The organism is Lactobacillus helsingborgensis, from assembly GCF_003173695.1.
In the GTDB taxonomy this organism is placed as follows: Bacteria; Bacillota; Bacilli; order Lactobacillales; family Lactobacillaceae; genus Lactobacillus; species Lactobacillus helsingborgensis.
Genome location: NZ_CP029544.1, coordinates 1,016,924 through 1,043,068, shown reverse-complemented (window position 1 = coordinate 1,043,068; position 26,145 = coordinate 1,016,924). Strand labels below are relative to the sequence as shown.

27 protein-coding genes and 3 other annotated features are annotated in these 26,145 nt (G+C 37.3%); of the genes, 23 read left to right on the top strand and 4 right to left on the bottom strand.

All coding sequences use genetic code 11. From position 1 onward, the window contains the following. The first annotated feature begins 4 nt into the window (after nt 1-4). The 5 genes from DLD54_RS04955 to DLD54_RS04935 all read left to right on the top strand — a co-directional run bounded on the left by DLD54_RS04955 (nt 5) and on the right by DLD54_RS04935 (nt 4,602). Nucleotides 5-712: an AzlC family ABC transporter permease gene (locus tag DLD54_RS04955; protein ID WP_109918452.1), complete on the top strand. Its 708-nt coding sequence runs from the start codon at nt 5-7 to the stop codon at nt 710-712. Next, nucleotides 699-1,022 (top strand): AzlD domain-containing protein, encoded by a 324-nt coding sequence (locus tag DLD54_RS04950; protein ID WP_109918451.1) that lies wholly within the window; start codon nt 699-701, stop codon nt 1,020-1,022. Before DLD54_RS04955 ends, DLD54_RS04950 begins: the two co-directional genes overlap by 14 nt. 138 nt (nt 1,023-1,160) lie before the next feature. Continuing rightward, a complete protein-coding gene (locus DLD54_RS04945; protein WP_109918450.1) occupies nt 1,161-2,315 on the top strand; it encodes a cation:proton antiporter in 1,155 nt (384 codons plus the stop codon). A gap of 120 nt (nt 2,316-2,435) precedes the next feature. Continuing rightward, nucleotides 2,436-3,149, top strand: a complete 714-nt coding sequence (gene pnuC, locus DLD54_RS04940) for a nicotinamide riboside transporter PnuC (protein ID WP_233559195.1) — start codon at nt 2,436-2,438, stop codon at nt 3,147-3,149. Between the two features lie 58 nt (nt 3,150-3,207). Beyond that, nucleotides 3,208-4,602 carry an IS3 family transposase gene (locus tag DLD54_RS04935; RefSeq protein WP_304485485.1) on the top strand — a complete coding sequence of 465 codons (1,395 nt, stop codon included), beginning with the start codon at nt 3,208-3,210 and terminating at the stop codon, nt 4,600-4,602. 54 nt (nt 4,603-4,656) lie between these two features. On the opposite strand, the gene DLD54_RS04930 is transcribed toward DLD54_RS04935, so the two are convergent. Beyond that, nucleotides 4,657-4,965, bottom strand: coding sequence for a TipAS antibiotic-recognition domain-containing protein (locus tag DLD54_RS04930; RefSeq protein WP_158593322.1), 309 nt, complete (start codon nt 4,963-4,965; stop codon nt 4,657-4,659). A gap of 156 nt (nt 4,966-5,121) precedes the next feature. Between DLD54_RS04930 and DLD54_RS04925 the strand changes: the two genes are divergently transcribed. The 5 genes from DLD54_RS04925 (at nt 5,122) to DLD54_RS04905 (ending at nt 8,790) form a co-directional block, all read left to right on the top strand. After that, nucleotides 5,122-5,655, top strand: coding sequence for a dihydrofolate reductase (locus DLD54_RS04925; RefSeq protein WP_109918448.1), 534 nt, complete (start codon nt 5,122-5,124; stop codon nt 5,653-5,655). Continuing rightward, nucleotides 5,633-5,821 carry a hypothetical protein gene (locus tag DLD54_RS04920; protein ID WP_109918447.1) on the top strand — a complete coding sequence of 63 codons (189 nt, stop codon included), beginning with the start codon at nt 5,633-5,635 and terminating at the stop codon, nt 5,819-5,821. Before DLD54_RS04925 ends, DLD54_RS04920 begins: the two co-directional genes overlap by 23 nt. 61 nt (nt 5,822-5,882) lie before the next feature. Then, nucleotides 5,883-6,122, top strand: a binding site (T-box leader). Nucleotides 6,123-6,167: 45 nt separating this feature from the next. Next, nucleotides 6,168-7,016: a MetQ/NlpA family ABC transporter substrate-binding protein gene (locus DLD54_RS04915; protein ID WP_038522860.1), complete on the top strand. Its 849-nt coding sequence runs from the start codon at nt 6,168-6,170 to the stop codon at nt 7,014-7,016. An 18-nt stretch (nt 7,017-7,034) separates the two neighbouring features. Continuing rightward, nucleotides 7,035-8,096, top strand: a complete 1,062-nt coding sequence (locus DLD54_RS04910) for a methionine ABC transporter ATP-binding protein (protein WP_109918446.1) — start codon at nt 7,035-7,037, stop codon at nt 8,094-8,096. Next, on the top strand, nt 8,089-8,790 hold the full coding sequence (locus DLD54_RS04905) for a methionine ABC transporter permease (RefSeq protein ID WP_038522854.1): 702 nt from the start codon (nt 8,089-8,091) through the stop codon (nt 8,788-8,790). Before DLD54_RS04910 ends, DLD54_RS04905 begins: the two co-directional genes overlap by 8 nt. Nucleotides 8,791-8,845: 55 nt before the next feature. On the opposite strand, the gene DLD54_RS04900 is transcribed toward DLD54_RS04905, so the two are convergent. After that, a complete protein-coding gene (locus DLD54_RS04900) occupies nt 8,846-9,127 on the bottom strand; it encodes an HU family DNA-binding protein (protein ID WP_038522851.1) in 282 nt (93 codons plus the stop codon). A 166-nt stretch (nt 9,128-9,293) separates the two neighbouring features. Then, nucleotides 9,294-10,148 (bottom strand): glycosyltransferase family 8 protein, encoded by an 855-nt coding sequence (locus DLD54_RS04895; protein ID WP_109918445.1) that lies wholly within the window; start codon nt 10,146-10,148, stop codon nt 9,294-9,296. 210 nt (nt 10,149-10,358) lie between these two features. Between DLD54_RS04895 and DLD54_RS04890 the strand changes: the two genes are divergently transcribed. The 6 genes from DLD54_RS04890 to DLD54_RS04865 all read left to right on the top strand — a co-directional run bounded on the left by DLD54_RS04890 (nt 10,359) and on the right by DLD54_RS04865 (nt 14,595). Next, nucleotides 10,359-11,072, top strand: coding sequence for an SLAP domain-containing protein (locus tag DLD54_RS04890; RefSeq protein WP_109918444.1), 714 nt, complete (start codon nt 10,359-10,361; stop codon nt 11,070-11,072). A gap of 30 nt (nt 11,073-11,102) precedes the next feature. Then, the gene (locus tag DLD54_RS04885) at nt 11,103-11,585 is read left to right on the top strand and encodes a nitroreductase family protein (RefSeq protein WP_109918443.1); all 483 of its coding nucleotides are present in this window, start codon (nt 11,103-11,105) and stop codon (nt 11,583-11,585) included. 189 nt (nt 11,586-11,774) lie between these two features. Beyond that, nucleotides 11,775-12,770, top strand: a complete 996-nt coding sequence (dhaK, locus tag DLD54_RS04880; protein WP_109918442.1) for a dihydroxyacetone kinase subunit DhaK — start codon at nt 11,775-11,777, stop codon at nt 12,768-12,770. Between the two features lie 19 nt (nt 12,771-12,789). Then, nucleotides 12,790-13,374, top strand: coding sequence for a dihydroxyacetone kinase subunit DhaL (dhaL, locus tag DLD54_RS04875; RefSeq protein WP_109918441.1), 585 nt, complete (start codon nt 12,790-12,792; stop codon nt 13,372-13,374). Beyond that, a complete protein-coding gene (gene dhaM, locus DLD54_RS04870; protein ID WP_109918440.1) occupies nt 13,371-13,742 on the top strand; it encodes a dihydroxyacetone kinase phosphoryl donor subunit DhaM in 372 nt (123 codons plus the stop codon). The genes dhaL and dhaM overlap by 4 nt, the downstream gene beginning before the upstream one ends. A gap of 133 nt (nt 13,743-13,875) precedes the next feature. Next, nucleotides 13,876-14,595, top strand: a complete 720-nt coding sequence (locus DLD54_RS04865) for an MIP/aquaporin family protein (RefSeq protein WP_109918439.1) — start codon at nt 13,876-13,878, stop codon at nt 14,593-14,595. Between the two features lie 60 nt (nt 14,596-14,655). Here DLD54_RS04865 and DLD54_RS04860 read toward each other — a convergent pair whose 3' ends face one another. Then, a complete protein-coding gene (locus tag DLD54_RS04860; protein WP_046327189.1) occupies nt 14,656-15,549 on the bottom strand; it encodes a LysR family transcriptional regulator in 894 nt (297 codons plus the stop codon). A gap of 193 nt (nt 15,550-15,742) precedes the next feature. On the opposite strand from DLD54_RS04860, the gene DLD54_RS04855 reads away from it, so the two are divergent. The 7 genes from DLD54_RS04855 (at nt 15,743) to brnQ (DLD54_RS04825) (ending at nt 26,133) form a co-directional block, all read left to right on the top strand. Beyond that, complete coding sequence (locus DLD54_RS04855; protein WP_420812356.1) at nt 15,743-17,539, top strand: FAD-binding protein; 1,797 nt, start codon at nt 15,743-15,745, stop codon at nt 17,537-17,539. A 12-nt stretch (nt 17,540-17,551) separates the two neighbouring features. Further along, on the top strand, nt 17,552-19,387 hold the full coding sequence (locus DLD54_RS04850) for an FAD-binding protein (RefSeq protein WP_109918438.1): 1,836 nt from the start codon (nt 17,552-17,554) through the stop codon (nt 19,385-19,387). Between the two features lie 4 nt (nt 19,388-19,391). After that, on the top strand, nt 19,392-20,807 hold the full coding sequence (locus tag DLD54_RS04845; RefSeq protein ID WP_109918437.1) for a DASS family sodium-coupled anion symporter: 1,416 nt from the start codon (nt 19,392-19,394) through the stop codon (nt 20,805-20,807). Nucleotides 20,808-20,939: 132 nt separating this feature from the next. Next, entirely contained in the window at nt 20,940-21,848 is a 909-nt protein-coding gene (locus tag DLD54_RS04840; RefSeq protein WP_109918436.1) for a glycosylasparaginase, read from the top strand. 58 nt (nt 21,849-21,906) lie between these two features. Further along, nucleotides 21,907-22,545: a copper homeostasis protein CutC gene (locus DLD54_RS04835; protein ID WP_109918435.1), complete on the top strand. Its 639-nt coding sequence runs from the start codon at nt 21,907-21,909 to the stop codon at nt 22,543-22,545. A gap of 55 nt (nt 22,546-22,600) precedes the next feature. Continuing rightward, nucleotides 22,601-22,849: a binding site (T-box leader), on the top strand. A 97-nt stretch (nt 22,850-22,946) separates the two neighbouring features. After that, nucleotides 22,947-24,332: a branched-chain amino acid transport system II carrier protein gene (brnQ, locus tag DLD54_RS04830; protein ID WP_109918434.1), complete on the top strand. Its 1,386-nt coding sequence runs from the start codon at nt 22,947-22,949 to the stop codon at nt 24,330-24,332. Nucleotides 24,333-24,415: 83 nt separating this feature from the next. After that, nucleotides 24,416-24,667: a binding site (T-box leader), on the top strand. Nucleotides 24,668-24,759: 92 nt separating this feature from the next. Further along, nucleotides 24,760-26,133 (top strand): branched-chain amino acid transport system II carrier protein, encoded by a 1,374-nt coding sequence (gene brnQ / locus DLD54_RS04825; RefSeq protein ID WP_109918433.1) that lies wholly within the window; start codon nt 24,760-24,762, stop codon nt 26,131-26,133. The last annotated feature ends 12 nt before the right edge of the window (nt 26,134-26,145 follow it).

The window sequence follows — 26,145 nt, the reverse complement described above, 5'->3', positions numbered from 1 at the left end:
TAAGATGGATAGCTCATTAACTAAACGTGCTGCAGTGATAGACGCAATTCCAACAATCTTTGGCTACGTTGGTATTGGCATGGCTTTTGGCATTATTGGCAAAGCAAGTGGTTTTTCTACTTTAAATGTCTTTTTGATGTCTGTAATTATATACGCTGGCTCTGCCCAATTCACTACTGTGAGCATGTTGGCTGCGGGCAGTCCTATTGCTTCAATCATTTTGGCTACTTTTTTAGTCAATTCTCGTATGATTTTAATGAGCACCACGGTAGCAAGGTATTTTAAAAAAGATAAGTTGGGTAAGGGCGTTCTGATCGGTACTTTTCTGACAGATGAGAGTTTTGCCTTGAGCATGAATAAGGTTAATTATACTTCCGGCAAAATGACCTTCGATTGGTTTAATACCGCAAATATCGTGTCTTACATAACTTGGTTAATTGCCACTCTGATTGGTTCACTCCTAGGCAGTTTTGTTACTAGTCCAGAGAAATTTGGACTTGATTTTGCTCTTGTAGCCATGTTTATTGGCTTATTATATTTGCAAGTTGTTGGTGATAAAAAGCTGCAGAAACTTTTGCAGGTTATTGTCATAGCAATCACTTTTGTTTTGACGTATTTACTGACAATTGTCTTACCAGCAAATATGGTTGTGATAGTGGTAACCCTGATTGGTTGTAGTTTAGGAATGGTGCTTAAGTATGTCTTCTTCTAATTATACGTTGTTAACGATTTTAGGCTGCGGTCTTGCGACCTGGTTATCAAGGGTAATTCCCTTCATTTTGTTAAAAAATTTTTCTTTACCAGAAAAATTGGTTGATTTTCTTTCATTTGTGCCAATTGTGATTATGTCAGCGCTTTGGTTCAGTAATTTGTTGCTCGCAAAACCGGGACACTTACCCCAATTTAATGTGGAGTATGTTTTAGCATCAATTCCAACTTTTGCCGCCGCGATTATTAGTAAATCATTGTTGGTTATTGTGTTAGTGGGGATGGTTTCATTGGCTGTTATCCGCTTAATTTAGCAGTTATTAGGTAAGTTTGTTATAATATAAATACTAATAAGTATTAGGTTGGAGTCATAGACTTTCAAGAATTAGTTTCAGGTTTGGGTTGCCTGTCTGATTTTTGAAGGTCTTTTTTATGTGGAAAGTAGATTTAAAATGCAATTCTTAGAAACTTTATTTATCATTTTGCTGGCAACACTAATTGGCGGCCAGTTAAGCAGCAGATTAAATTTACCAGCGGTCATAGGTGAACTTCTTGCTGGGATTATAGTAGGCCCGGCAGTATTAAACATTGTGCAACCAAATGACATGATAAAAATCTTTTCTGATTTAGGAGTAATTCTATTAATGTTTTTAGCTGGTTTAGAAAGTGATCTAAAGATATTAGTCAAATTATTACGTCCCAGTTTTTTGGTAGCTGTGTGCGGAATGATAATACCAATCATAGTAGCTTATGCCACTGGCATCTTTTTTCATTTTTCACAATTAGAAAGCATCTTTTTAGGATTAACTTTTGCGGCAACTTCTGTTTCAATTTCGGTGGCTGTTTTGCAGGAAATGGGTCGATTAAACAGCAAAGAGGGGCTGACTATTTTAGGAGCAGCAGTGGTTGATGACTTACTTTCGATTTTATTATTAAGCGTTGCTACAAGCATGATCGGGGCTACAACCGCAAAAAATAGTGCCGGTTTAAACCTAATATTGACGATATTCCTGCAAATTCTTTACTTATTTTTGCTGGCTTTTATCAGCGTCAAGATAATACCGCGACTATTTAAATTAAGTCAAAAAATTACCTTACCAGCTTCGGAGACTCTTATAGCTATGATAGTGATCATTTTAAGTGCTTGGGGAGCAGAAATGGTTGGTCTGAGCAATGTCATTGGGGCATTTTTTACTGGATTGGCTTTAAGCAAAACTCAAGCTCAAAAAAGCTTAAAACAAAATTTTACTGCTATTGGTTACAGCAGCTTTATCCCGGTCTTTTTTGTCAGCATTGGCCTAGAAATGAGCATTAAAAGCATTGCCAGTGATTTCTTACTGTTTTTGCTTTTAACGGTAGGGAGCATACTTTCAAAATTAATTGGAGCTGGCTTAGGGGCAAAAATAGCTGGTTTTACCAATTCAAACGCTTTTTTGGTCGGAACGGGAATGGTTTCTCGCGGAGAAATGGCTCTGGTGGTTGCACAAATAGGTCTGTCCAATCATTTACTGGCGCCGTCTGCTTATTCTACTGTGATTGGAGCTATTATTATGACCACTGTTTTATCACCTTTTTTGTTAAAATGGGCAATTAGCCAGAGTAAATAATCCAATTTTAGGTGGCACATTTTTATCAGATAAAAGTTCGATTTCTTTTCCCACACTTCAAGTATGGTATGATTAAAAACATGTTTTCATTCAATTTTGATGGAGGGATAGATTTAAAAAATGAAAATGCAGCTAAATACTGGAATTTTTAAATTGCAATGGTATATCGACCAAATGCGGGGTTGGAGTTTTAAAACTTATATGTTATTGATGTTGGGAATAGGTGTTATCATCGGCACCACTTTTTCATCGTCATTAAACTTTATTTCACTAATTACCATGGTAGCAGCCATATTGGGATTTACTTGCACTCTTGCTATTACAAATGCCAGACCGATTAACGGCATATTGGGTTTAGTTTCAAGTATTATTTATATTATCGTTTCTGTTGCTGCGCAAAATTATGCCAACATTATTTTGCAAGCCATCTATATTTTTCTTTTAGACTTACCAGTTTTGCTCTTGCCGTCTTGGACGAAAAATGCTGAAAAGCATATTCGCGGTTTAAATTTTAAAAATTGGGTTTTCAGCTTATTATTTTTCTTTGTTGTTTTAAGCCTGCTTTATTTAATGGATACCCGAATTTTTATCAGTCCCAGACCCTGGATTGATGCCACCGCAGGTGCAGTCGGTATTACTGGTTCGATGCTTTGCATGTTGCATTATAGAGAGCAATATTATTTTTGGACTATTCAGGGGATTTTAGCAATAATACTTTGGGGCGTAACTGCTTTTCAGGGGGATGCAAATCTGACATTATTTTTGACCTACATTTTGTATTTGAGCAATGATTTATTAGCTTTTACGGATAAGCACACACATTGGTTCCATTAAAAAAGTTCTTCTGTTTGATATGACCCCCAAATTTAGGACAAATTTGGGGGTCATTTTTATGTCTAAATTATCTAAACAAGATAAAATTGAAATCTATCATCTTTGGCATGATTATCAAATCGACCCCGCTGAGCTAAGTCAGCGTTATCAGGTTGGCAGGACTAATATTAGTTACTTGTTGGCTTTGATTGACCGTCACGGTCTAGCTATTTTAGACCAGCCTTTCACTGCTTATACAAGTAATTTTAAGGAGCAAGCTCTCAAGCGAATCATAGTTGAACATGAGCCTGCCCGTCGAGTATCTATTGACTTGGGCTTAAAAAGTAGTGGCATGTTGTACAACTGGCTGCACGAATATCGTAAAAATGGGTATAATATCGTTAACAAGCAGAGAGGACGACCGCCCCATGACCAAAAGAGAACAGCTGATCAAACAGGAAAATCATCGACTCAAGCAAGAGAACGAACGCTTACGCCAGCAGAACATAAAGCTGACTATCGAGAACGAATTCGTAAAAAAATTGAGCGCCTTAGTCGACCAGCGGACCAAGAACCGCAAGCCGCGGAAATAGCCCAGGCAGTTACCCAACTAAGACGTGAGCTTAAAGTCAGCGTAACTTTTATTCTTGATACCATTAATGCCAATCCCAATCTGCCCCATCTATCCCGTAGTAATTACTACTACACTTTAAAGAAGAAGGACAAAGAGCGAGATAATCGAGAAATAATGGCTAAAATCAAAGCTATCTATGAAGAACACAAGCACCGCTATGGCTATCGCCGCATTACTGCAGAGCTTAGGCATCGCGGTTTATTAGTCAATCATAAAAAGGTGCAGCGCCTAATGAACAAGCTGAAGCTGTTCGGCATAGTCAGTAAACGCTGGCACAAATACAGCAGCTATCGCGGCACTCAGGGTCCGATTAAGCCTGACCTGATTAAACGCAGCTTCAGTGCGGTTTATCCCAATCACAAATGGTATTCAGATATAACTGAATTTAAGCTCAAGGGGCAAAAGACCTATTTATCACCGATCATTGATGGCTGCACCCAAGAGATTGTTTCCTATACCATTTCCCGCAGTCCTAATCTTAAGCAGACCATGGATATGTTAAGAAAGGCCTGGGACAAGCATCCAGCACTGAATGGCTTGATCTTCCACACCGATCAAGGCTGGCAATACCAAAATGGTCAGTTTCAAGCGTGGCTGAAAAATCATGGCATTAGCCAGTCAATGTCACGCAAGGGCAATTCGCTTGATGATGGGTTAATGGAAGGCTTCTTCGGGATACTCAAGCGAGAAATGTTTTATGGCTTTGAAAAGCAGTTTAAGAATCTCACTGAACTGGAAGACGCAATCAGAGACTACATTGAGTATTACAATCAGAAAAGAATCAAAATCAAACTAAAAGGACTAACTCCGCTTGAATATCGGCAGTTAGTCCTCAGTTAATAGCTAATATAAAGTGTCCTAATTTTAGGGTTCACATCAGTTAGGAAGAACTTTTTATTTTGCTAAATGTTTCTTGACAATTCTGCTTAAAATTTTGGTTGCACCTTTTCCCGCCTTGTCATCATAATATGACTGATAACGGGTGTCATTGTCATAAGCACTAACAATTCCCAAATGTATTTCAGGTGAGTAATTTGGCATAATGATTTGTAGCCACTTCCGATGCTTTTTAAAAATTTCAGCGCTAAGTTCTGCTTCTTTTTCAGGTTCTTTGACTACAGCTTGCAAATCCCTTATTAAATCTGCTTCTGTCTGTTTCATTTGGTTGTATTTTTCATCTGTAAATTGATCCGCTTTAGTCATTTTTTCCTCCATCATTTTATCTACTTAAATAACTATAGCAATATTAAAAGCGAAAATCATGTGTAAATTGATTTGTCATTTAAAAATAAAAGGCAGATATGCGAGTATTTCCCAAAGTGCACTCAAAAACGGTATAATTAAGTTAAAGGAGAACAAATGATTACTTTTGTATGGGCTGAAGATCAACAACATCAAATTGGTATAGAGGGGCATTTACCGTGGAAATTGCCCTTGGATTTACACCACTTTAAAGAAATAACTTATGGTCACCCAATAATAATGGGGCGTAAAACTTTTATGAGCCTGCCTAAAATCTTGCCTGGCAGAAAACATGTGGTTCTAACAACTAGTAAAGAATTAAAAAGAAAATATCAAAATTATAAAAATGTCGTAATTGTGCAGTCAAAGAATGAATTACAAGAATGGGTTGAAAAACATAAAAACCAAAATTTATGTGTGATAGGGGGCAATTCGGTTTTTAAAGCTTTAATTAAACAGGCAGACTACTTGGAAAAAACGGCAATAAAAGCAACATTCACTGCTGACACAACAATGATTCCAATCAAATATGATGAATTTAGTTTGGTTAAAAAAGAAAGTCATTACCCTGATAAGCAGAATAAATATTCATTTGACTTTTTAACATATAAAAGAAAGGAGCAATCTAATGAGACGAATATTAACATCTAGTCTAATTTTAATCATCTGTATCCTAACCTTGATAAGCAGTTTTATTTTAGCAGAGAACTTGAATCATAATTATTGGTGGCAAGTAATCGGTATGGGAATAGTTACTTTTGCAGTCGGACGTTTTTATTTTGACCAAGTAAAGTCATACCATGAAAAAGGCAAATAATTTTAATTTTGTGGTTGACAGAATAAATTTTAAATGCTAAATTAATAAACAATTAAATAATTAATACATCTTGAAAAGCAGAGTAACTATTACTCAAGTTAATAAAGAGAGCTAACGTTTGGTGAGAGTTAGCTAACGAAGTGTAGTGAACATGGGCTCGAAATGATGACTGCTGGTGATATTTAGCTAGTGGCGGAGTTGCATCCGTTAGAATTGCAAGCTATTGGTAGATAGCTAGTGAGATTTATTACGTGAGTAATAAATAAAATAAAGGTGGTAACACGAAGCACTCGTCCTTATGTTAGGATGAGTGCTTTTTTTATTGAAAAATTGGGAGGTTTTTCAAATGACAAAGAAAAGTCGCAATATAATTATTGGAGTTGTGGTAGCTATTGTTGTAGTAGCTATTGCTTGGTTTAGTTTTGGTAAAAAAGGTGATAATCAAAAGAGCAATCACGTTGTCACTGTGGGTATTGTTAGTGAAACCAAGCCCAAGCAAATTATTTGGCAACATGCTGCTGCTTTGGCAAAGAAAAAGTACGGGGTAACAATTAAGATTAAAAACTTTACTGATTATAACCAACCTAATAAAGCTGTTAAAAGTGGTGATATTGACCTCAACGCTTTTCAACACTATGCCTTTCTTAAAGCTTGGAACAAAGCCAATAAAGGCGGTGTAGTTGCAATTGGTCGGACTGAAATTAACCCAATTAGGTTATACTCCAAGAAGTACCATAAATTAAGTGAGATACCGAAGGGCGCTACGATTGCTGTTCCAAATGACGCAAGTAATGAATCACGTGCATTATTTGTTCTTAAAAATGCTGGTTTAATTAAGTTACGCAAAGGTAAAATTTTAGTTTCTGCTGCAGACGTAATTAAAACTTCTAAGAACATCAAAGTTAAAGAAGTTAGTGCTGATCAATGTGGTCGAGTAATTAATTCTGTTGATGCCGCTGTGGTTAACAATGACTTTGCCGGTCCTGCAGGTTTAGGTAAGAAGCAAACCATCTTCATTGAACCGGTTAATAAAGATTCTCTACAATGGGTAAATATCATTTGTGCAAAGAAAGGTCAGGAAAAGAATAAAGATTATCTAGCAGTGGTTAAGTCATATCAAACAGCTGAAACTAAGCGCTTAGACAAGAAGTTTTATGGTGATATGAGTAAACCAGCTTGGGATGTTAAGTTTTAATGATCGGAGAAGAATGTAATGGGGATTGTTGAATTAGAACATGTTAATGTTGATTTCGCTGACAAAAAAGGAAAGGTTGTACATGCTGTTCACGACGTTAATTTAACGGTAGAAAAGGGTGATATCTATGGCATCGTAGGTTTTTCTGGAGCAGGCAAGTCTACTTTAGTAAGAACTGTTAACTTGTTGCAGAAACCAACTGCCGGAAACATTAGAGTCAATGATACTGATTTTGTCAAAGACGGCAAGCAAGTGATAGCTAATAAAAATTTACAATTAGCGCGTAGAAAGATCGGCATGATTTTTCAAAACTTTAACTTGCTAAATGAGATTAGTGTGGTTGACAACGTTTCCTTTGCCCTAAAGCATTCTGGTCTGAAAGAAAAAGAAATAAAGGAAAAATCACTAAATTTATTGGATCTGGTCGATTTAAAAGAGAAGGCCAACTTTTATCCCGTTCAGCTTTCAGGTGGGCAGCAGCAAAGGGTTGCGATTGCCCGCGCACTTGCAAATGAACCAGATATTCTAATCTCTGATGAGGCTACTAGTGCTCTTGACCCTCAAAATACTGCACAAATTTTATCTTTACTAAAGAAATTACAAAAAGACCTTAACTTGACAATCATTTTAATCACACACGAAATGGGTGCTGTTAAGAAAATTTGCAATAAAGTTGCTTTGATGCAATCTGGTCAAATAATTGAAAAAGGTAACTTGCGTGATGTGGTGCTTCATCCTCAAAATGATCTTACTAAAAGTTTTGTTGGTGGCTCCCTTGAAGTCATTAATACGCTTAAGTCACTTAATTTGGACGAACTTAATGATAACGAAGCAATTTACCAATTAGTCTATAGTATGGCAAATGTGACCAAAACCATCATCATTGATTTGTACCGGCAAATTGGCGTTGAAGCAAGTATGTTATATGGTAACGTGGAATTATTAGATGACGAGCCAATTGGTACATTACTAGTACAAGTTAAAGGCGACAAAGACAAACAACAAGCAACAGTGCACTTTTTAAGAAAAGAAAAAGTGGCAGTTACTCGACTAAACGAAAAGGGGGACCTATATGAGTAGTTGGTTTAACAGTGTTTTTCCTAATGTGGTGCAATTAGGCTGGTTAGGTGATACCGGCTGGGGTACCAGCATTATTCAAACATTATTTATGACATTTTGGTCTGGTATTTTTGGTGGCATATTAGGATTAATCTTTGGAGTCATTCTAGTTTTAACTAAAAGTGATGGTATTAGACCAAACAAATTCTGGTTTAATATTTGTGACAAAATAGTTTCGATTTTCAGGGCAATCCCATTTATTATCTTGCTGGCATTTATCGCACCAGTCACTCAAAAAATAGTGGGCACTCAGATTGGTGTCAAGGCTGCACTTGTACCTCTAACTTTGGGAGTTTTCCCTTTTTACGCCCGTCAAGTACAAGTCGCACTTGAAAGTGTTGATCACGGTAAAATTGAAGCTGCTCAAAGTTTGGGAGCTACAATTTGGGACATTATTTTTAATGTCTATATTAATGAAGCAAGATCAGAGCTTGCACGTGTTTCTACAGTTACAATTATTAGTTTAATTGGACTGACAGCAATGGCTGGTGCTATTGGAGCAGGAGGATTAGGTAATACAGCTATTTCATACGGTTACAATAGGTTTAATAATGACGTGACGTTTGTTGCGACAGCTTTAGTCATTATTCTGATATTTATTATTCAAGTGATTGGTGACTTCTTCGCTACCAAGTTAAATCATCAAAATCATTAAATATAAAAAACAACGAGCTAAAAACTCGTTGTTTTTTCGTATTTATTAATAGAAATTATTTAACTGCATCCTTTAATGCTTTACCAGGCTTGAATGCTGGTACTTTGGTTGCAGGAATGGTCAAAGTCTTACCAGTTTGTGGGTTTCTACCTTTTCTAGCAGCACGATCACGTACTTCAAAAGAACCAAAACCAATAATTTGTACCTTTTCGCCTTTTGCCAAGTTATCTTTAATTGATTCAATCAAAGCGTCGATAACTTTTTCAGCATCCTTTTGCTTAAGGTCAGTTTTTGCTGCAACTTCTTTAGTAAGTTCAGATTTGTTAATTGAAGCCATAATTCTTCTCTTTTCTATAAAAAATATTACACATTCAATGCTAAAAATAGCCGAGTATTTTCTATACCTAGACCACGTCAAGCATTGTGTCGCTTGATATTCGGCAACTTTTATTATTTTAGCACAGATATAGCTTCCTTCAACAGTAAAACGCTAAATGTTATATTTATTTTTCTTGTTTTAACAGGCGATTGACCATTTGTTGGTAATTCAAATACAAGGGTTTGAAACGAGAATGTTTTTCTTTTTGCCAGGGTTTTGGCTTACCACAAAAATGCAAAATCGAAGTGTTTTTCATAACCCATTCAGTATTAATTTCACCCGTACTTCTTGTCAAGTAAACTGAGAATGCCCTCGCATCATAGTTCCATCTTGTTTCGGGTATTTTTAAAATGTCCTCACCGTACAAGTAATTTAATATATCTTGGTCTGGTAAAATTAAAGTGTCGTGGTGTTCTTCAATTGCCTGTGTAATATCCTCAATATTTATTTTTACACGCATCTGGTCTAAATCCATTAGCATTATTCCTGAATTAAAATACCCAGTTGACGTGCCAAGCCTAATGTTATTAATTGAACTCATAATGTCGGTTAAACCTTCATGTACCGAGGCCGCAAACATTTTACCTTTTAAGTCCAATTGCCATAAAGGGACGATGGAATTAATTACTAATATATCGGGATCAAGGTAAATAATGCGGTGCAAATCAGCTGGCAAAATCTTGCTTGATAGTAATCTGAAATACATTTCTTTAGGGTAGTCATGCAAGTTGAGCAGAGAATCGGGGAAGCTAATATTTTTATTCATTGTTAGCGTCATTACGTCAATGCCTATCTTTGCCCCAAATTTTTTTAATTTAGTCAAAGAGTGCCGATTGATATTGTCGTAAATCAGCCATACCCGAAAATTTTCATTCAAGTTGTTGAGTTTAAGTGAGTACATCATTACTTCAAGTGGTTTGATATAATTCTGGTCAATAGTGACCAAAATTTCGATTGGTTCTTTTTGCTGCTTTTCCATGGAGTCCTTCCTTTGAAGCGTAAGTTTCAATTTCATTCTTTACTAGTATAAAGCAAAAAAGAAATTATTACCTTATAATATAAGTGGTAAAAGTGTTAATCATTGGTTAAATTAGTTTATGTACAGCCTGTTTTCACTGGCAGACAAGAAATTATTTATTCAAAGTAGTAGAATGTATATAAATAAGTTTTTTAATAATGAGGTGTCAATATGAAGAAAAGACTATTGTTAAGTATAGTTGGAGTTGCTTCTCTGACTATTGGTTTGAGTACGAGCAGACCGGTTTTGGCCGCAGATACAACTGCAGCTTCTTCAAGTCAAAATCAGACTACTGTTTCAAGCACCAATACAGCTGAAGGAAGTACCAATACCAGCACTAATACTAATCAAAATCAGACGAATAAAGCAGGAGATAAGAATAATACTTCGTCCCCGTCAGATACTAATAAGGAACTTAACAAGAATACTACTAATAACAATAACGCGTTTAAGTATGTAGGTAAAACTGTTAAGTTAAAGAAAAATGCCTATGTTTATAATAATAAAGGTAAAAGAATTAAAAACAAAAAACTAAAAAAGGGAACTATTCTTTCAGTTATTGGTTTTACCACCGTTAAGAATAAGAGTTACTTGCAAATATCAGTCAATGGTAAGAAAAGTAAGAAACAAGAATACATCAAGCCCGGTAATGTGAAACTTTTTAAAGTTGCCAGCTATAAAGTCAAACGGAATGCTAAAGTCTACAATAGCAAAGGCAAGCTTCTGGTAAAAGGCAATAATTATTCTTACGTTAAAAAAGGTAAAACAGTTTATGTATTTAGCGTCAAGAAGGTCAAAGGTAAAAAGTTTGTAGGAATTTCTGATACAGAATTCTTAAAATGGTCTGATTTAGTTCACAAGACCGGTAAAGCGGTTATTAAATAATTTAGTTTTTGTTTTCTAGGAGGCATACAAATGACTGATCCAGTTTTAAAAAGAGTAGCTGTTAGAAAATATACCAGTGAAAAGGTAGCTCCAGAGGACATCAATAAATTGATCGCTGCTTTTCAGGCAGCTCCATGCGGCATGCATGACGCAGATGTAATGCAAATGACGGTTGTCGAAGATGAAACCTTCTTGTCTAAGATAGAGCAGGTAACAAATAATGCTTGCTATAATGCTCCATTATTGTTTGTCATTAACGTCAAAAAAGATAGTAGTTTTGGCGAGAGGGATGCCTCAGTAGCGGCAGAGAATTTAATGATTGAAGCTGCAGAGCTAAACTTAGGTTCAGTTTATTTGATGAATGCGGCTTTAGTTCTTAATTCTGCGAGTGATTTGCAAAAAGAATTGCGTATTCCTGCTGGTTTTCAGACATGTGTGATAGTAGCTTGCGGACATGCTGCTGAACAGCCAGATAATAATCGTGCCAATCGGTATCAGGTTATCAGAAAATAACAGGTCTTTTAAAAACAAAATTTTTAAAAAGCTTTAGTTAATCTTTTTACAAGAAAACTAAAGCTTTTTTGCTATCAAAATATATAATTTTTGCAGACTCAATGGTTTATGCAATCTGTACTTGGTATAATAAATAATGTAAGCGTTACAATTAAATTGTTTTTTCAGTTTGTTTAAGGAGTATAAGTCATGAAGAAAATTATTAATGATCCTGCTAATGTTGTACCAGAAATGGTTGAAGGTATGGTGAGATCCTACCCGCAATATCTTGAAAAAATAAAAGATACTGCAGCAGTTGTAAGAGCAGATAAAGACTCAATGAGCGGCAAAGTCGGCATTGTCAGCGGAGGAGGTTCAGGTCATGAGCCTACTCACGCTGGTTTTGTTGGTAAAGGCATGCTAAGTGCAGCTGTTTGCGGACAAGTCTTTACATCGCCAACCCCAGATCAAATTTATGAAGCAATTAAAGCTGTTGATCAAGGTAAAGGAGTTTTTTTAGTTATTAAGAACTATTCCGGAGATGTCATGAATTTTGATATGGCAAAAGATATGGCTGATATGGATAATATCAAAGTTAAATCCATTGTCGTTGATGATGATATTGCTGTTGAAAATAGTACTTTTACTCAAGGAAGACGCGGTGTTGCAGGGACAATTTTCATGCATAAAATTGTTGGAGCATTAGCTCAAGAAGGTGCTAGTTTAGACGAAATTGATGCCACTGCTAAAAAGGTCTTGCCGAATATTAAGACTATTGCTGTTGCCCTTTCAGCAGCAACCAATCCGGAAACTGGCAAACCAGGTTTTGTTTTAAAAGATGATGAAATTGAATATGGCGTTGGCATCCACTCTGAACCGGGTTATCGTCGTGAAAAAATTAGACCGGCAAAAGATTTAGTCACAGAATTAGTTGGAAAATTGAACGATGAGATGCACTTAGATGGACACAAGAAATATGCGGTTTTAGTTAATGGCATGGGTGCGACTCCTTTAATGGAACAGTACATCTTTAGTAATGATTTACTTGATAAACTAAATGAGTTTAACGTCAAGCCGGCATTTATGAAAGTCGGCAATTATATGACTTCTTTAGATATGGCTGGTATTTCTCTTACTATTTTTGAATTAGCAGATGAGAAATGGCTGGAATATTTGAATAAGCCGGTTGAAACAATAGCTTGGTAATCACAAAGGAGTTTGTAATATGGGGTTAACTGTTAATAACTTAGTTGAATGGATGAATAATTTTGCCACTAAAATTGAGCAAAATAAACAATATTTAAGTGATCTTGACACTGCAATTGGTGACGGTGATCACGGCTTTAATATGAGCCGCGGTATGAGCGCTGTTAGTCAAAAATTAAGTACGATGCCAGATTCTATTACAGATGCTTTTAAGCAAATTGCTATGACTTTAATTTCTACTGTTGGTGGTGCTTCGGGACCACTTTACGGTACTGCTTTTTTAGAGATGGCTAAAAAAAGCAGCTCCACTAGTGATATCGGTGAATTATTAGAAGCAGCATTAACTGGAATAAAAAAGCGTGGTGGAGCTGTTCCTGGTGATAAAACTATGGTTGATGTTTGGACAGAATTAGTTCCTGAAGTAAAAGACCATTCTTTAACAGCCGCTAAAATCGATGAAACAGTAGCTCACACCAAAGAAATGGTGGCTAAAAAAGGGCGGGCATCATATTTAGGAGAAAGATCGAAGGGTCATATTGACCCCGGTTCTCAATCAAGCGGCTATCTTTTTAAGGCATTATTAGAAACTGAGGGTATTCTATGAATTTAGGAATTACACTAGTTTCACACGTCCCAGAAATTACAAAAGGTTTGAACCAGCTCTTAAAGCAAGTTGCTAAAGATGTTCCTATTACGATTGCTGGTGGTACAAATGATCAAGACATCGGTACCAGTATGGATAAAATTTTGCAAGCATTTAGTGATAATCAAGCAAGCGAAATTCTGGCCTTTTATGATTTAGGTAGTGCCAAAATGAATTTGGAACTGGCGCAAGAAATGACTTCTAAGAAAATACATGTGTATGATGTCTCTTTTATTGAAGGAGCATATACAGCAGCAGCTTTGGTAGAAGCTGGAGTTGATCTGTCTGAGATTGAACAGCAACTAGAACCATTAAAAATTAAAAAGTGAGCTCACAATATTTTTTATTGCAGAAAGGGTTTACATTAAACTAATAAAGTAATATATTCTAAATGGGGACAGTTTACTACTAATAATTATTTTGAGACTTTAAAGGGCTCAATAATCATAGTAGGAGATAAAAATGAATAGTAACTTAACAATGCAATTAATGGGTGAGTTTTTCGGAACTATCATCTTAGTATTGCTAGGAGATGGCGTTTGCGCCGGTGTCAATCTAAAAAAGTCAAAAGCTGAAGGCAGCGGCTGGGTCGCAATTTCTTTTGGCTGGGGCTTCGCTGTAACATTTGGCGTGTTCTGTGTCAGTTGGCTTTGTCCAGGGCATTTTAACCCAGCAGTGTCATTAGGTATGGCAATTGCAAATAAATTACCTTGGTCTTCAGTTTTGCCATATATTGTGGCACAAATAGCCGGCGGCTTTATTGGTGGTATCCTAGTTTGGTTGACATACTACCCACATTGGGCAGAAACAACTGATAAAGGAGGAATTTTAGGTTCTTTCGCTACGGAACCGGCAATTAGAAGCTATGGTTGGAATTTCTTTACAGAAATGATTGCAACCTTTGTCTTAGTTTACGGTTTACTCGGATTGACCAATATTAAGTTGGCTCCTGGATTGAATCCACTATTAGCCGGATTTTTGATTACAGCAATCTGTCTTTCCTTGGGAGGACCTACTGGAATCGCTATTAACCCGGCTCGTGACCTTGGTCCAAGACTAGCACATCAATTTATGCCAATAGCTAACAAAGGAGACTCAGATTGGGCTTATAGTTGGGTTCCAGTCTTTGGTCCGTTTCTTGGTGGTACATTAGCTGCATTATTGTTTAATCTTTTATCATAAAGTTCAACTGTAATATCAAAAACTCATGACTGAAAAGTCATGAGTTTTTTTATGCCCAAATTATTGATATTCATCTGGTTTAAAATGTCGCAGTATTTCGATCCCTTTGCGCTGATACTTGTTTGGTATAAAACTCTTTCTCATTGCTATCTGCATGTATGCCCACAATTTTTGCCCTGGTTTTAACCGAATGACGTGAATATCAGAAACCTCTTTTAGACTGCTTTCCATAGCAAGAGCAATGCCTACATTGCGTTTAACTAATTCAATCATCATTCTCATTGTAGTAGCAGTGTATGAAATCTGTGGCGTAAAATCGCCTAATTTTGCTTCCTGTTCCAGGCATTCTCTAGTTAAATAGCCTCTTTTACGAGCCACAAACTTGCGGTTGCGTAAGTCGGATGCATTAATTTGGTGGACATCCCGCCACTTATCGCTTGTACTGGTAATAATGACTAGTTCAGTTCTTTGCAGGTTATGAATAAAATATTCGGGATCATTAATAGGAACCATCCACGAATATATTGCCACATCTACAGTGCCATCAGTTAAATCAGAGAATGCGTTAGCCGATCTTTCGATTCTAGATTCAATTAAATTAGCAATATTTGCTTGATAAAATTTTTGTATAATATCGGCAATGTAAAGGCTACCGGCTTCTCCAGAAAAGGCAAGCCGAATTTTTTTGTCACTGGCATGCATCACATCATAATTAATGCTGGCGATATCTTGCAATAGAATTTTTGCTCTTTTATAAAGTAAGTCGCCGGCATCGGTCAAAGTTATTTTACTTTTGCGATTTTTTTGCAATATAAGTGGATCATCGAACTTATCTGCCAACCGCTTCACTGCCATGGAAATTGTGGGCTGGGTAACGTCAAAGAATGCGGCTGTAGTGGTATAGTTACCAGTTTCGACTAATTTACAAAAATATAATAAGTCTTTTTCATTCATGAGAACTTCCTAAATAAATAAAATTTATAAATATATCTAATTAAATTATATTAAATTTAGCTTTAATGTACAATAACAAGTTGCTGTAATAACTTTTTGTATTATGAAATTGAAATATTTTTTCAAAAAATTTAATTAGACTTAAAAAGTTGGTCAAGATATATTTACGTTAAGAATAGTTTATAAGAAAGTGATGGTGAAAAATTTGATCTACGATTCAACACTCAAATGGGACGCCGTTTACGACGTAATTGTAGTCGGATTCGGCGGAGCTGGTGCCGGAGCGGCAAGATTTGCGGCAGATAACAATGCGCACGTTCTGCTCATTGACTCAGCTCCCGAAGGTCATGAAGGTGGCAATACCAGGTATGCTGGTGGTGCTTTTGCTTGGAGCGATAATTTTGCTGATCTCCGTGAATATTATAAGCAAACTTATTATCCCTTTAAGTATGATCCCAAAGATTTAGACGCTTTTGTCAATAATGTTTTGAAGATGAAGGAGTACTCTCAAAAATATTTTGGCATTGAAGCACAATATACCGGGAGAAGACCTCAAGGAGAATATCCAGAATACAAGCATGCAGAAACAATGCGCTCACAAACCATGACTGCTGGTATGTATAATGGCGGATTCTGGAAATTATTACGTAAAAAAGTTTACGAGCGTTTAGACAAAATTGATGTTTGGTTTGAAAGTCCTGCACAACATTTAATTCAGGATCCCAACACTAAAACCATTTTGGGTGTGCAAATTAAACATCAAGGTATAAATAGAAATGTGGCTGCCAGAAATGGTGTAGTTCTGTCATGTGGTGGCTTTGAAAATAACCAAGATATGGTTCAAACATTTTTAGGTCAAGGTTCTTTAGCTCCAATTGGTACTTTATATAATCAAGGTAAAGGAATTGATTTGGCAGTTGAAGCTGGCGCTAGACTGTGGCATATGTCTAACTATGATTCACATGGTTTTTCTTTAAGAGAAGGCGCGCCAAGAGAAAAATTTGCCTATATGATCAACTGGAAAAGCTTATTTAATGGTAGTATTTTCGTTGCTGGCGATGACGGCACGCGGTATTACCGTGAAGACGAAGAAGACCGTCATGGTTACAAATATAACCACGGCAACTGGATTATGCAGCCTAATCAAAATCATCCACATATCATTATGGATCAAAGGCAATTTGAGCAACTAGCCAATGACGATTCAGATAAGGCTGAACAAATTAAGAGCCTGATTACCTATGCAATAAAAGGTGAAACTATTGCTGAATTAGCTGACAAGATTGCCGCACCAAAATTGGCCGAAGCTGTCAGTGATTTTAACTTTTTAGTCAATGAAAAAAAGCGCGATATGTTTTTAAATCGTAAAATTGAAACAATGCGTGCTTTTGGGGCAGGTCCATATTATGCTATCCCAATTCGCCACAACATTCTGCATACACATGGTGGCGCTCGTCGTAATGAAAATTGCGAAGTTTTAGACATGGAGAATAATGTTATTCCTCATTTATATGAAGCTGGCGAATTAGGAGATATTTTTGCTACTAAATATGTTGGTGCAAACAGTATTGCTGATTTGTTAATTTCTGGCAAAATTGCAGGAGAAAATGCTGCGTGGCCAAAAAGAAAAATGGCTGAAGTTGATGTAGTTACAGGTGCCTCAAAAAACCCTGATCTAAAATCTGACGCCCATGCTTCTTCAACTGATTTTGAAGCTGGACCTAATCAGGGAATTGGAATTAGTGAAAATGGCATTAATGATGTCCCAATTGTGGTACGCGTCACGATGTCAGGTGATAAGATTTCTCAAATTGAAACACTGCAAGAAAAAGAAACGCCTTATTTGGGAGGCAAAGCAATTCCCGTTCTAACTAATGAAATGATTGAAAAGCAAACTACAGAGGTTGATGCGGTCAGTGGCGCAAGTACAACTAGTGCTGCTTTTAAAGAAGCGGTCAACCAAGCAATTGAGAACGCTGAAAAGCAGTAAAGAAGTGCAAAAATGAAAATCAACGAAAAAACTAAGTGGAATGGTGTGTATGATATAGTCGTTTTAGGTTTTGGTGGAGCCGGAGGCACGGCAGCTCGTTTTGCGGCAGAAAATGGTGCTCAAGTCTTATTAGTTGACGCTGCTCCTTATGGTCATGAGGGTGGTAACACCCGTTATTCAGCACAGCATGTTGCTATGGCACATGATAGAAAGAAGATTGCTGAATATTATGAGCAGCTGGCAGCGCCATATAATTTTGATCAGAAAACAATGGCTGCTTATCTTGATGGCTTTGTTAATATGCCGCAATATTTTAAAAAGTATTTTGGTATTGATCCTTTTATCTGGTCACGTGATAATCAACCGGGTGACCATTTAGCAAAGAAAAAGAATTTATGTGAGTATCCTGAATATCGCGGCTCTGAAACCTTTGATTTTGCTCTGGTTCATAATCAAGACTTTGATGCTGAATTATGGAAAGTAATTCGTGCTCAAGTCGTCAAAAATGCTGCCAACATTGATGTCTGGCTTAATTCTAAAGCAGAGCATTTATTGCAGGACGAGACAACTGGTGAAATAGCTGGAGTAATTATTAATCGCAACAAGAAACAATATTATATTCATGCTCGCAAAGGAGTAATCGTTGCTACAGGTGGCTTTGAAAATAATAAGCAGATGCAGCAGGATTACCTGCACGTCACTAAATTAACCCCGCTGGGCACTCTCTATAATAAGGGTGACGGGATTAAAATGACTAGTGAAGTTGGAGCAAAAATGTGGCACATGAGCAATTATGAGTCATTAGGCATCGTCCCCAGCTATGTAATTGCTGAAGGTGAAAATGAGCGTGGTCGGCAAGTTAGCGGCTGGCAAAATGTCAAATCAGGTGCGATTTTTGCGGTGGCAGACGACGGCACTCGCTTTATGCGCGAAGATGCTAAATTCAGACATGGTCATATCGCTAAACACGGGGACTATTTATTGCCTCACGCTTACGACAATGCTTGGTTGGTCTTTGATAATCAGCAATATCAAAAATTTGTCTTAGAACAGAAGCAAGGAAAGCTCAAGTACGGTAAGTTCTTTGACAAGGTTGTTAGTGCCGGTTCACTGACTGAATTAGCCCAAAAGATGAATGTACCAGCCGCAAATCTAGAAAATACTGTTTTGCAATTTAACGAGTTTGCCACTAACGGCAAGGATTTGGAATTTGGTCGTGCACCTGAGTCAATGACTAGTTTCGATTTAAAAGATGACGTCCATGCAGTTAAATTGGCTCCCGCAGTGCTTAATACCCAAGGTGGGCCAGAACATGATGAGTTTGCCCGTGTACTTGATGTCAACGATCAACCAATCAAACGCCTCTACACAGCTGGTGAGCTTGGCGGAATGTGCGTCAATCGTTACCAGGGCGGTGGCAACTTAGCTGAATGCTTGATTTTTGGCAAAATTGCTGGAGAAAATGCTGCCAAGTTAGAGCCAATTGAGGATTCGATTAATTTAACGGAGAAATTACCGCGAATTAATGATCTTTTGGATGGAGAAAAGGACGATCAAATTGAGCTGGGACAAAATCAGTTTCTAGGATCTTCTGAAGCAGGTATTGGCGGTAGGATTTTGGTTCGCGTGACCTATTTTGATAATGAAATCAAAAAAATCGAAGTACTAGAAAATCATGAAACGGAAGGAATTGGAGCTGTAGCCATTGGCCGTATACCCCAGGAAATGGTAAGCAATAATTCTACGGATGTTGATGCAGTTTCAGGAGCTTCTACCACAACTAATGCTTTAAAGGAAGCCGTGAATGCGGCGATTAAGAAAGCACAAAATAGCTCTAAAGGAGAATAAAGAAATGTTAGATAAAATACAATGGAAAAAGTGGGTTTTACCACTAGCTATTGGCATTGGCTTATGGCTGTTAACTCCATTAAAACCAGCGGCAATTAACGTTCAAGCCTGGCACCTATTTGCCATATTTATTGCAACTATAATTGCCTGTGTAACTAAACCATTACCAATGATGGCAACTACAATAATAGCGGTGGTGATTGCTACATTAACCGGTATTTTTAAGATGGAAGAAGTCACTGCCGGCTTTGGTAATTCCACGGCATGGATGGTCGCTATGTGTATGTTTATGGCGGCCGGCTTTATTAAATCAGGTCTTGGTAAAAGAATTGCCTACTTCTTTGTCAAAACTTTTGGCAAGAGAACTTTAGGTTTGGCTTATGCCTTATCCCTAGTGGAGACTGTTCTGGCAGTTGGTATTCCAAGTAACAACGCTCGTGTTAACGGTATTATGTACCCAATTATTGATAACTTATCAAGAGAAATGGGTTCAGATCCTAAAAAGGGAACTGAGCGTGACATGGGTTCATTCCTTGTCTTTACAGAATACGAAGTTAACATCGTTACTTCCACCATGTTTCTAACTGGTTTAGCCGGTAACATGGTGGCATTAGGAATAGCAAAGACCCAAAACGTTACTATATCCTGGATGCAATGGTTTGTAGCTGCAATCGTACCAGGCATAATTTCCTTAATATTAGTACCTTTTATTCTATATAAAATTTACCCGCCTAAGATCAAAGAAACACCTAATGCTCATGCTTGGGCAGACAAAAAATTACAAGAATTAGGCAAAATGACAGCTGCAGAAAAAATCATGGGTGTGGTTTTTGTCCTGTCAGTTGCATTATGGTTAGTAGGTTCTAAGTTTGGCATTGACGCTACTTTAGTCAGCTTTATTGCAGTTGCATTACTATTGGTATTTGGCGTTATCAATGTTAAGGATATTTTAGGTCAGAGTTTTGCTTGGAACATCTTAACTTGGCTTTCAATTATCATGTTGATGTCTCAAAAATTAATGACTTTGGGCTTTTTCCCTTGGTTCTCAAAGACTTTAGGTAGTGCACTTAATGGTATGAATTGGGTTTTGGTACTGGTAATCTTGTTCTTGGCTTACTTCTACCTGCACTATTTATTTCCAAGTGTTTCTACACAAATTTCTGCTCTATATGCAGGATTTCTCTCAATTGCGATCGGTGCCGGAGTGCCACCTATGATGGCAGCGTTAATGCTAGCTTTAGACGGTTCTTTATACTTGTCAACTTCAAGCTATTCGGCAGGTCCTGCCGCTTTGCTTTCTTCAACAGGCTACGTTTCTAACAAAGATTGGTGGAAACTAAGCGCCATAATTGGTGTTGTACTTAACATTATCTGGTTAGGCGGCGGTCTGGTTTGGACTAAAGTTATCGGCATGTGGTAATCAAAAAAGCTTTGAATAGTAGTATTCAAAGCTTTTTTATTTTGCCCGCCAAAGATTTTTATGATGGCACTTGTTACTTCTTCGGCTCTAGTTTAGTATTATTACTATACTAATTTAAAAGGAAGATTAAAAATGAATAATTGGGCGGTAATTTCAACGTGGAATATGTCTTATGAGGGCCTAAAAACCTCAGCAGACTTGTTAAAAAAGGGTACAGATGCCAAAGACGCAGTTGAAAAACTAATTAATCAGGTTGAATCTAATGCCGAGTATACTTCTGTTGGTTATGGCGGATTGCCTAACGAAAACGGCATCGTGCAAATGGATGCTGCCTTTATGGATGGTAATACACTCGCACAAGGTTCTGTAGCCGCTATTGAAAATGTCAAGCATGCGGTTTCTGTGGCGCGCAAATTGAGTTCAAACAAAACCAATAGTTTTTTAGTAGGTGAAGGTGCTACCAATTACGCGATGAAAAATGGTTTTGAAATGACTAACATGCTTACTGCTAATGCCAAGAAAACATGGCGGCAAAAAGTTAAAGAGACTCATGAGCATGATGTTCACCCCTATGCTGGTCACGACACTGTTGGCGCAATCACTTTAGATCAAAATGGTGCTGTTACGGTAGCAACTTCAACATCTGGTTTATTTATGAAGAAAAATGGTCGGATTGGTGATTCTCCTTTATCAGGTTCAGGTTTTTATGCTGACAGTGATATAGGAGCAGCGGCTGCTACCGGTCTTGGTGAAGATATTATGAAAGGTTGTTTATCTTATGAAATTGTGCGGCAAATGTCTGCAGGTAAAAGCCCGCAAGAAGCATGTGACTCAGCTGTTTATTCTTTTTGTAAAAAATTAAAACAGCGCTATGGTCAAGTTGGTGAGATTTCATTAATTGCCCTGAACAATAAGGGGGAATGGGGTGTCGCAACTAATGTTGAATTTACTTTTTGTGTTGCTGATAATAAGCACGAAGCCCAGATATTTACTGCTAACCCTGCACCAAATAATAAAACCCGAATTTCAGCTTTTAACTAAGTAATGATAAAATTGTTTGCTTCTGCTATTTTTACTAACTTTTGAGAAAGGAATTTAAATGCTAAAAGAAGCCTGTGTAGAAAATTTTACCGACATTGCTCGTGTAATAAAAAATGGCGCTCAAAGAATAGAATTAAATAATGACTTGGCGTTAGGGGGGACAACTCCCACATACGGTGTAATGAAAAAAGCCCTCGCTTATACTAAAAGCTGCAATATTCCAGTAGTGGTAATGATTAGGCCGCGTGGTGGCAATTTTGTTTATAGTGCAAGTGAAATTGAGATTATGGTTAGCGATTTAGAAGTAGCAGCCAAATTAGGAGCACAGGGGGTAGCATTTGGCTGCTTAAATTCCCAAAACCATTTAAATAAGTTACAAATGAAACAGCTGCTTAGTTTGGCTCATTCTTTGAACATTGAAGTAGTCATGCACATGGCTTTTGACGAAATTCCCCAGAGAACCCAAAAGGCAGAGCTAAGCTGGTTGGCTGAACAGGGTGTTAAAAGAATTTTGACGCATGGCGGTGAGCTGAGCAAACCTATCTTGGCTAATATTTCCCACCTTAAGGAAATTATTTCTTGGGCAAAGGGACAGATAGAGATTTTACCCGGTGGCGGTATTACGAGCTCAAATTGTGATTTTATTGCTGAAAAATTAAACGTACAACAAGTTCATGGCACAAAAATAGTGGGTTGATTTTTGAAGAAAACTTGACAATGTTTTAATTAAAAACTAAAATACCTTTAATATCTTAAAAGCGATGAAGAGAAAAGTAAGTTTACTGGTAACGTACAGAGAGCTCTGGAAACTGAAATAGAGCCGCAAAAGCAAACTGAAAATCACTTGGAGCTATATGGTGAATTAAAGTAACCATTATTGGTAACACCCATTATTGTGTTAGCGTATCGCATATTGCCGTACGTGAAGTGATTGGTTAAATTAATTTGAGATAATTTGCCAGTAAAAAAGGTGGTACCGTGCCAATTAAAGCACCCTGAATTCATTAAATTCAGGGTGCTTTTTTATTTAAAATGGCAAAAAATTCACTAGAAGAATAATGAGCAATAACAATTTTTATTATAAATGGAGGCCTATGCATGAACGAACTTGAGCAGGATGTTAACCAGCAACCACTAACTTGGAAACAATATTTAGTTGTAGCATCTTTATTATTTGGATTATTTTTTGGAGCAGGAAACCTCATTTTTCCCATTCACTTGGGACAAATGGCGGGTGCAAACTGGCTAGTTGCTACTTTAGGTTTTTTGGTAACTGCTGTCTTATTGCCTTTATTATCGGTTTTGGCTATCAGTGTGACACATGCCAAAGGCGTATATGACATTGGACTGCCTCTGGGCTCGACATTTGCCTTAGTTTTTATGATCTTAATTCATCTTACTATCGGACCTCTTTTTGGTACACCCCGTACAGCTAGTATTTCTTTTAAAGTAGGAATTGAACCCATGTTGCCGCAGAGCATGGCTCAAATTGGTCTGTTAATTTTTTCAACTATATTTTTTGTATGCGCGTTTGTGATTGCTTATAAAGAGTCAAATATTTTGACTAGTATCGGCAAGGTGCTAAATCCATTATTCTTGTTACTGCTATTTATCGTATTTCTGATGGGATTCTTTTCACCAATGGGTAGAGCTGCAGCTCAAAAAGTAACTTTAGCATACCAACAGGCTCCCTTTTTTAATGGCTTTCTGCAAGGGTATAATACGATGGATGCGCTGGCTGGATTAGCATTTGGGGTAACCGTTGTGACTGCTGTCAGACAAATGGGCAAAACCACTGCCAAAAGTAATGCTAAAGTCACTGCCAAAGCAGGTATATTGGCAACTTTAACTATTGGTGTCATTTATGTAGCCTTGATCTGGCTGGGTGCAACTACCTTGCAACATTATCAAATTGCTGCTGATGGCGGTACCACTTTCAACCAAATTGTGACTTACTATTTAGGCAATGTGGGGCATGCGCTTCTAGCTAGTCTGATTACAGTGACGTGCTTAACTACTGCGGTCGGTTTAATCGCTGCTTTTGCTCAAGATTTTCACAGGAGTTTTCCTAAAGTTAGTTATCATACCTGGTTATTTTTAATGACATTAGCTTCATTTTTGACTGCTAATTTTGGTTTGGACACTATTATTGCCTGGTCCACACCAATGTTGATGTTTCTCTATCCTTTTGCAATGGTTTTAATTCTGCTTTCAATTACTGCGAATTTATTTAACAAAGATAGAGTGGTATATTTATGGACTGTACTGTTCACACTTGTTCCTGCATTTTTAGATATGATCGCTGCTTTTCCACCCGTAGTAAGCCAAAGTTCGTGGGCACTAGCCTTAAAAGGTGTGCAAATGAAATACTTGCCGTTTGCAGCAATTGGAATGGATTGGATTATTCCAGCCTTGCTAGGTTTAGTAATTGGTTTAGCATGTCATTATGTGGTAACAAGAAAAGTCAAATCTTTACAAAATTAGTGATGTACCATCTAAATTTTAACGATATTTTCAAAATTATAGTTGACATGAAAAAAGGCATTGATTAAAATATCATTAATATTGATAAAGCGATGAAAAGATAAGTAAGTTTGCATGTAGCGTTTTAGAGAGTCCTGTAGCTGAAAATGGACCGTGATGGCAAACTGAAAGTAACTTTGAGCTATATGGTGAATGATTAGTAGCTTATATTGGTGACACCCATTAACGTGTTAGCGTATCGTAATTTTTACCGTACGTGAAGTGACTGTGAGATTTTTTAGCAGAAAAAATGTTTACAGTAATATAGGTGGTACCGTGCTGACAGCACCCTTGATTTAATCAAGGGTGCTTTTTTATTGCCCTATTATTTATCAAAGTTTTTTATCATATTAATTTGTGTTTGATTTTCTGTTTAGGAGGAATCATGATGGAAGAAATTGAACAAGATGTAAATACCAAACCATTAACTTGGAAACAATATTTAGTTGTTGCTTCTTTGTTATTCGGATTATTTTTTGGTGCTGGTAACTTGATTTTTCCTATTCATTTGGGGCAAATTGCAGGAGCTAATTGGGGGATGGCTACTTTTGGCTTTTTAGTGACTGCGGTTTTATTACCACTTTTAGCTGTGCTCGCAATCAGTGCCAGTCATGCCAAAGGTGTTTACGACATTGGTAAACCACTGGGAAATGTTTTTGCCCTAGCTTTTATGGTTTTGATTCATTTAACTTTAGGACCATTATTTGCAACGCCGCGGACTGCAAGTATTTCGTTTTCAGTTGGTTTGCAACCGGTCTTGCCCAAATCTGTGGCGAAACCGGCATTACTGGTGTTTTCTGCAATCTTTTTTATATTGGCGTTTATTATTTCATACCAGCAATCCACCATTTTGGATAGTATAGGTCGTATTCTAAACCCATTATTTTTGTTGTTGCTGTTTTCCGTCTTTTTGTTAGCAGCTTTTTCACCTATGGGTGCGGCAAAGCAGCAAAACATAACTGCTGCTTACCAAACCGCTCCATTTTTTAATGGCTTTTTAGAAGGCTATAACACGATGGATGCACTAGCGGGCTTAGCTTTCGGTTATACAATCGTTTCTGCTGTCAGACAACTGGGAAAAACCTCGGCTAAAAGCAACGCTGAAGTTACAGCTAGGGCAGGGGTCATTGCGACCAGCGCTATCGGAGTAATTTATGTGGGCTTAATTTGGCTAGGAGCAACTACTTTAAACCATTTTAAAGTTTCAGCAGAAGGCGGCACTGTTTTTAATCAAATCGTGACTTATTATTTAGGTAACTTCGGTCATGCTTTGCTGGCTACATTGGTTACCTTAACCTGTTTAACTACTGCAGTTGGCTTGATTGCAGCGTTTGCCCAAGATTTTCACCGTAGTTTTAATAAAATCAGCTATCATGGTTGGTTGACAATAATGACGCTCGTTTCCTTTATTACTGCTAATTTTGGTCTAGATACTATTATTTCCTGGTCAACACCAATGCTGATGTTTTTATATCCTATAGCAATGGTCTTGATTATTTTATCTATTTCCGGCTCTCTTTTTGACCGTGATCCAATTGTCTATTTCTGGGGGATCGCTTTAACCTTCATTCCAGCTATCTTGGATATGATCGCCTCTTTTCCCGCTGTTGTTAGCAAGCAGCCGTGGGCACTGCAGTTAAAATCATTTCAAATGCGCTTTTTACCCTTTGCAGATATCGGAATGGACTGGGTATTTCCAGCTATTGTGGGTTTGGCAATAGGTTTTGCCATCCATTTTTATCACGCAGCCAAAAACAAGTAGCTCAACATATAG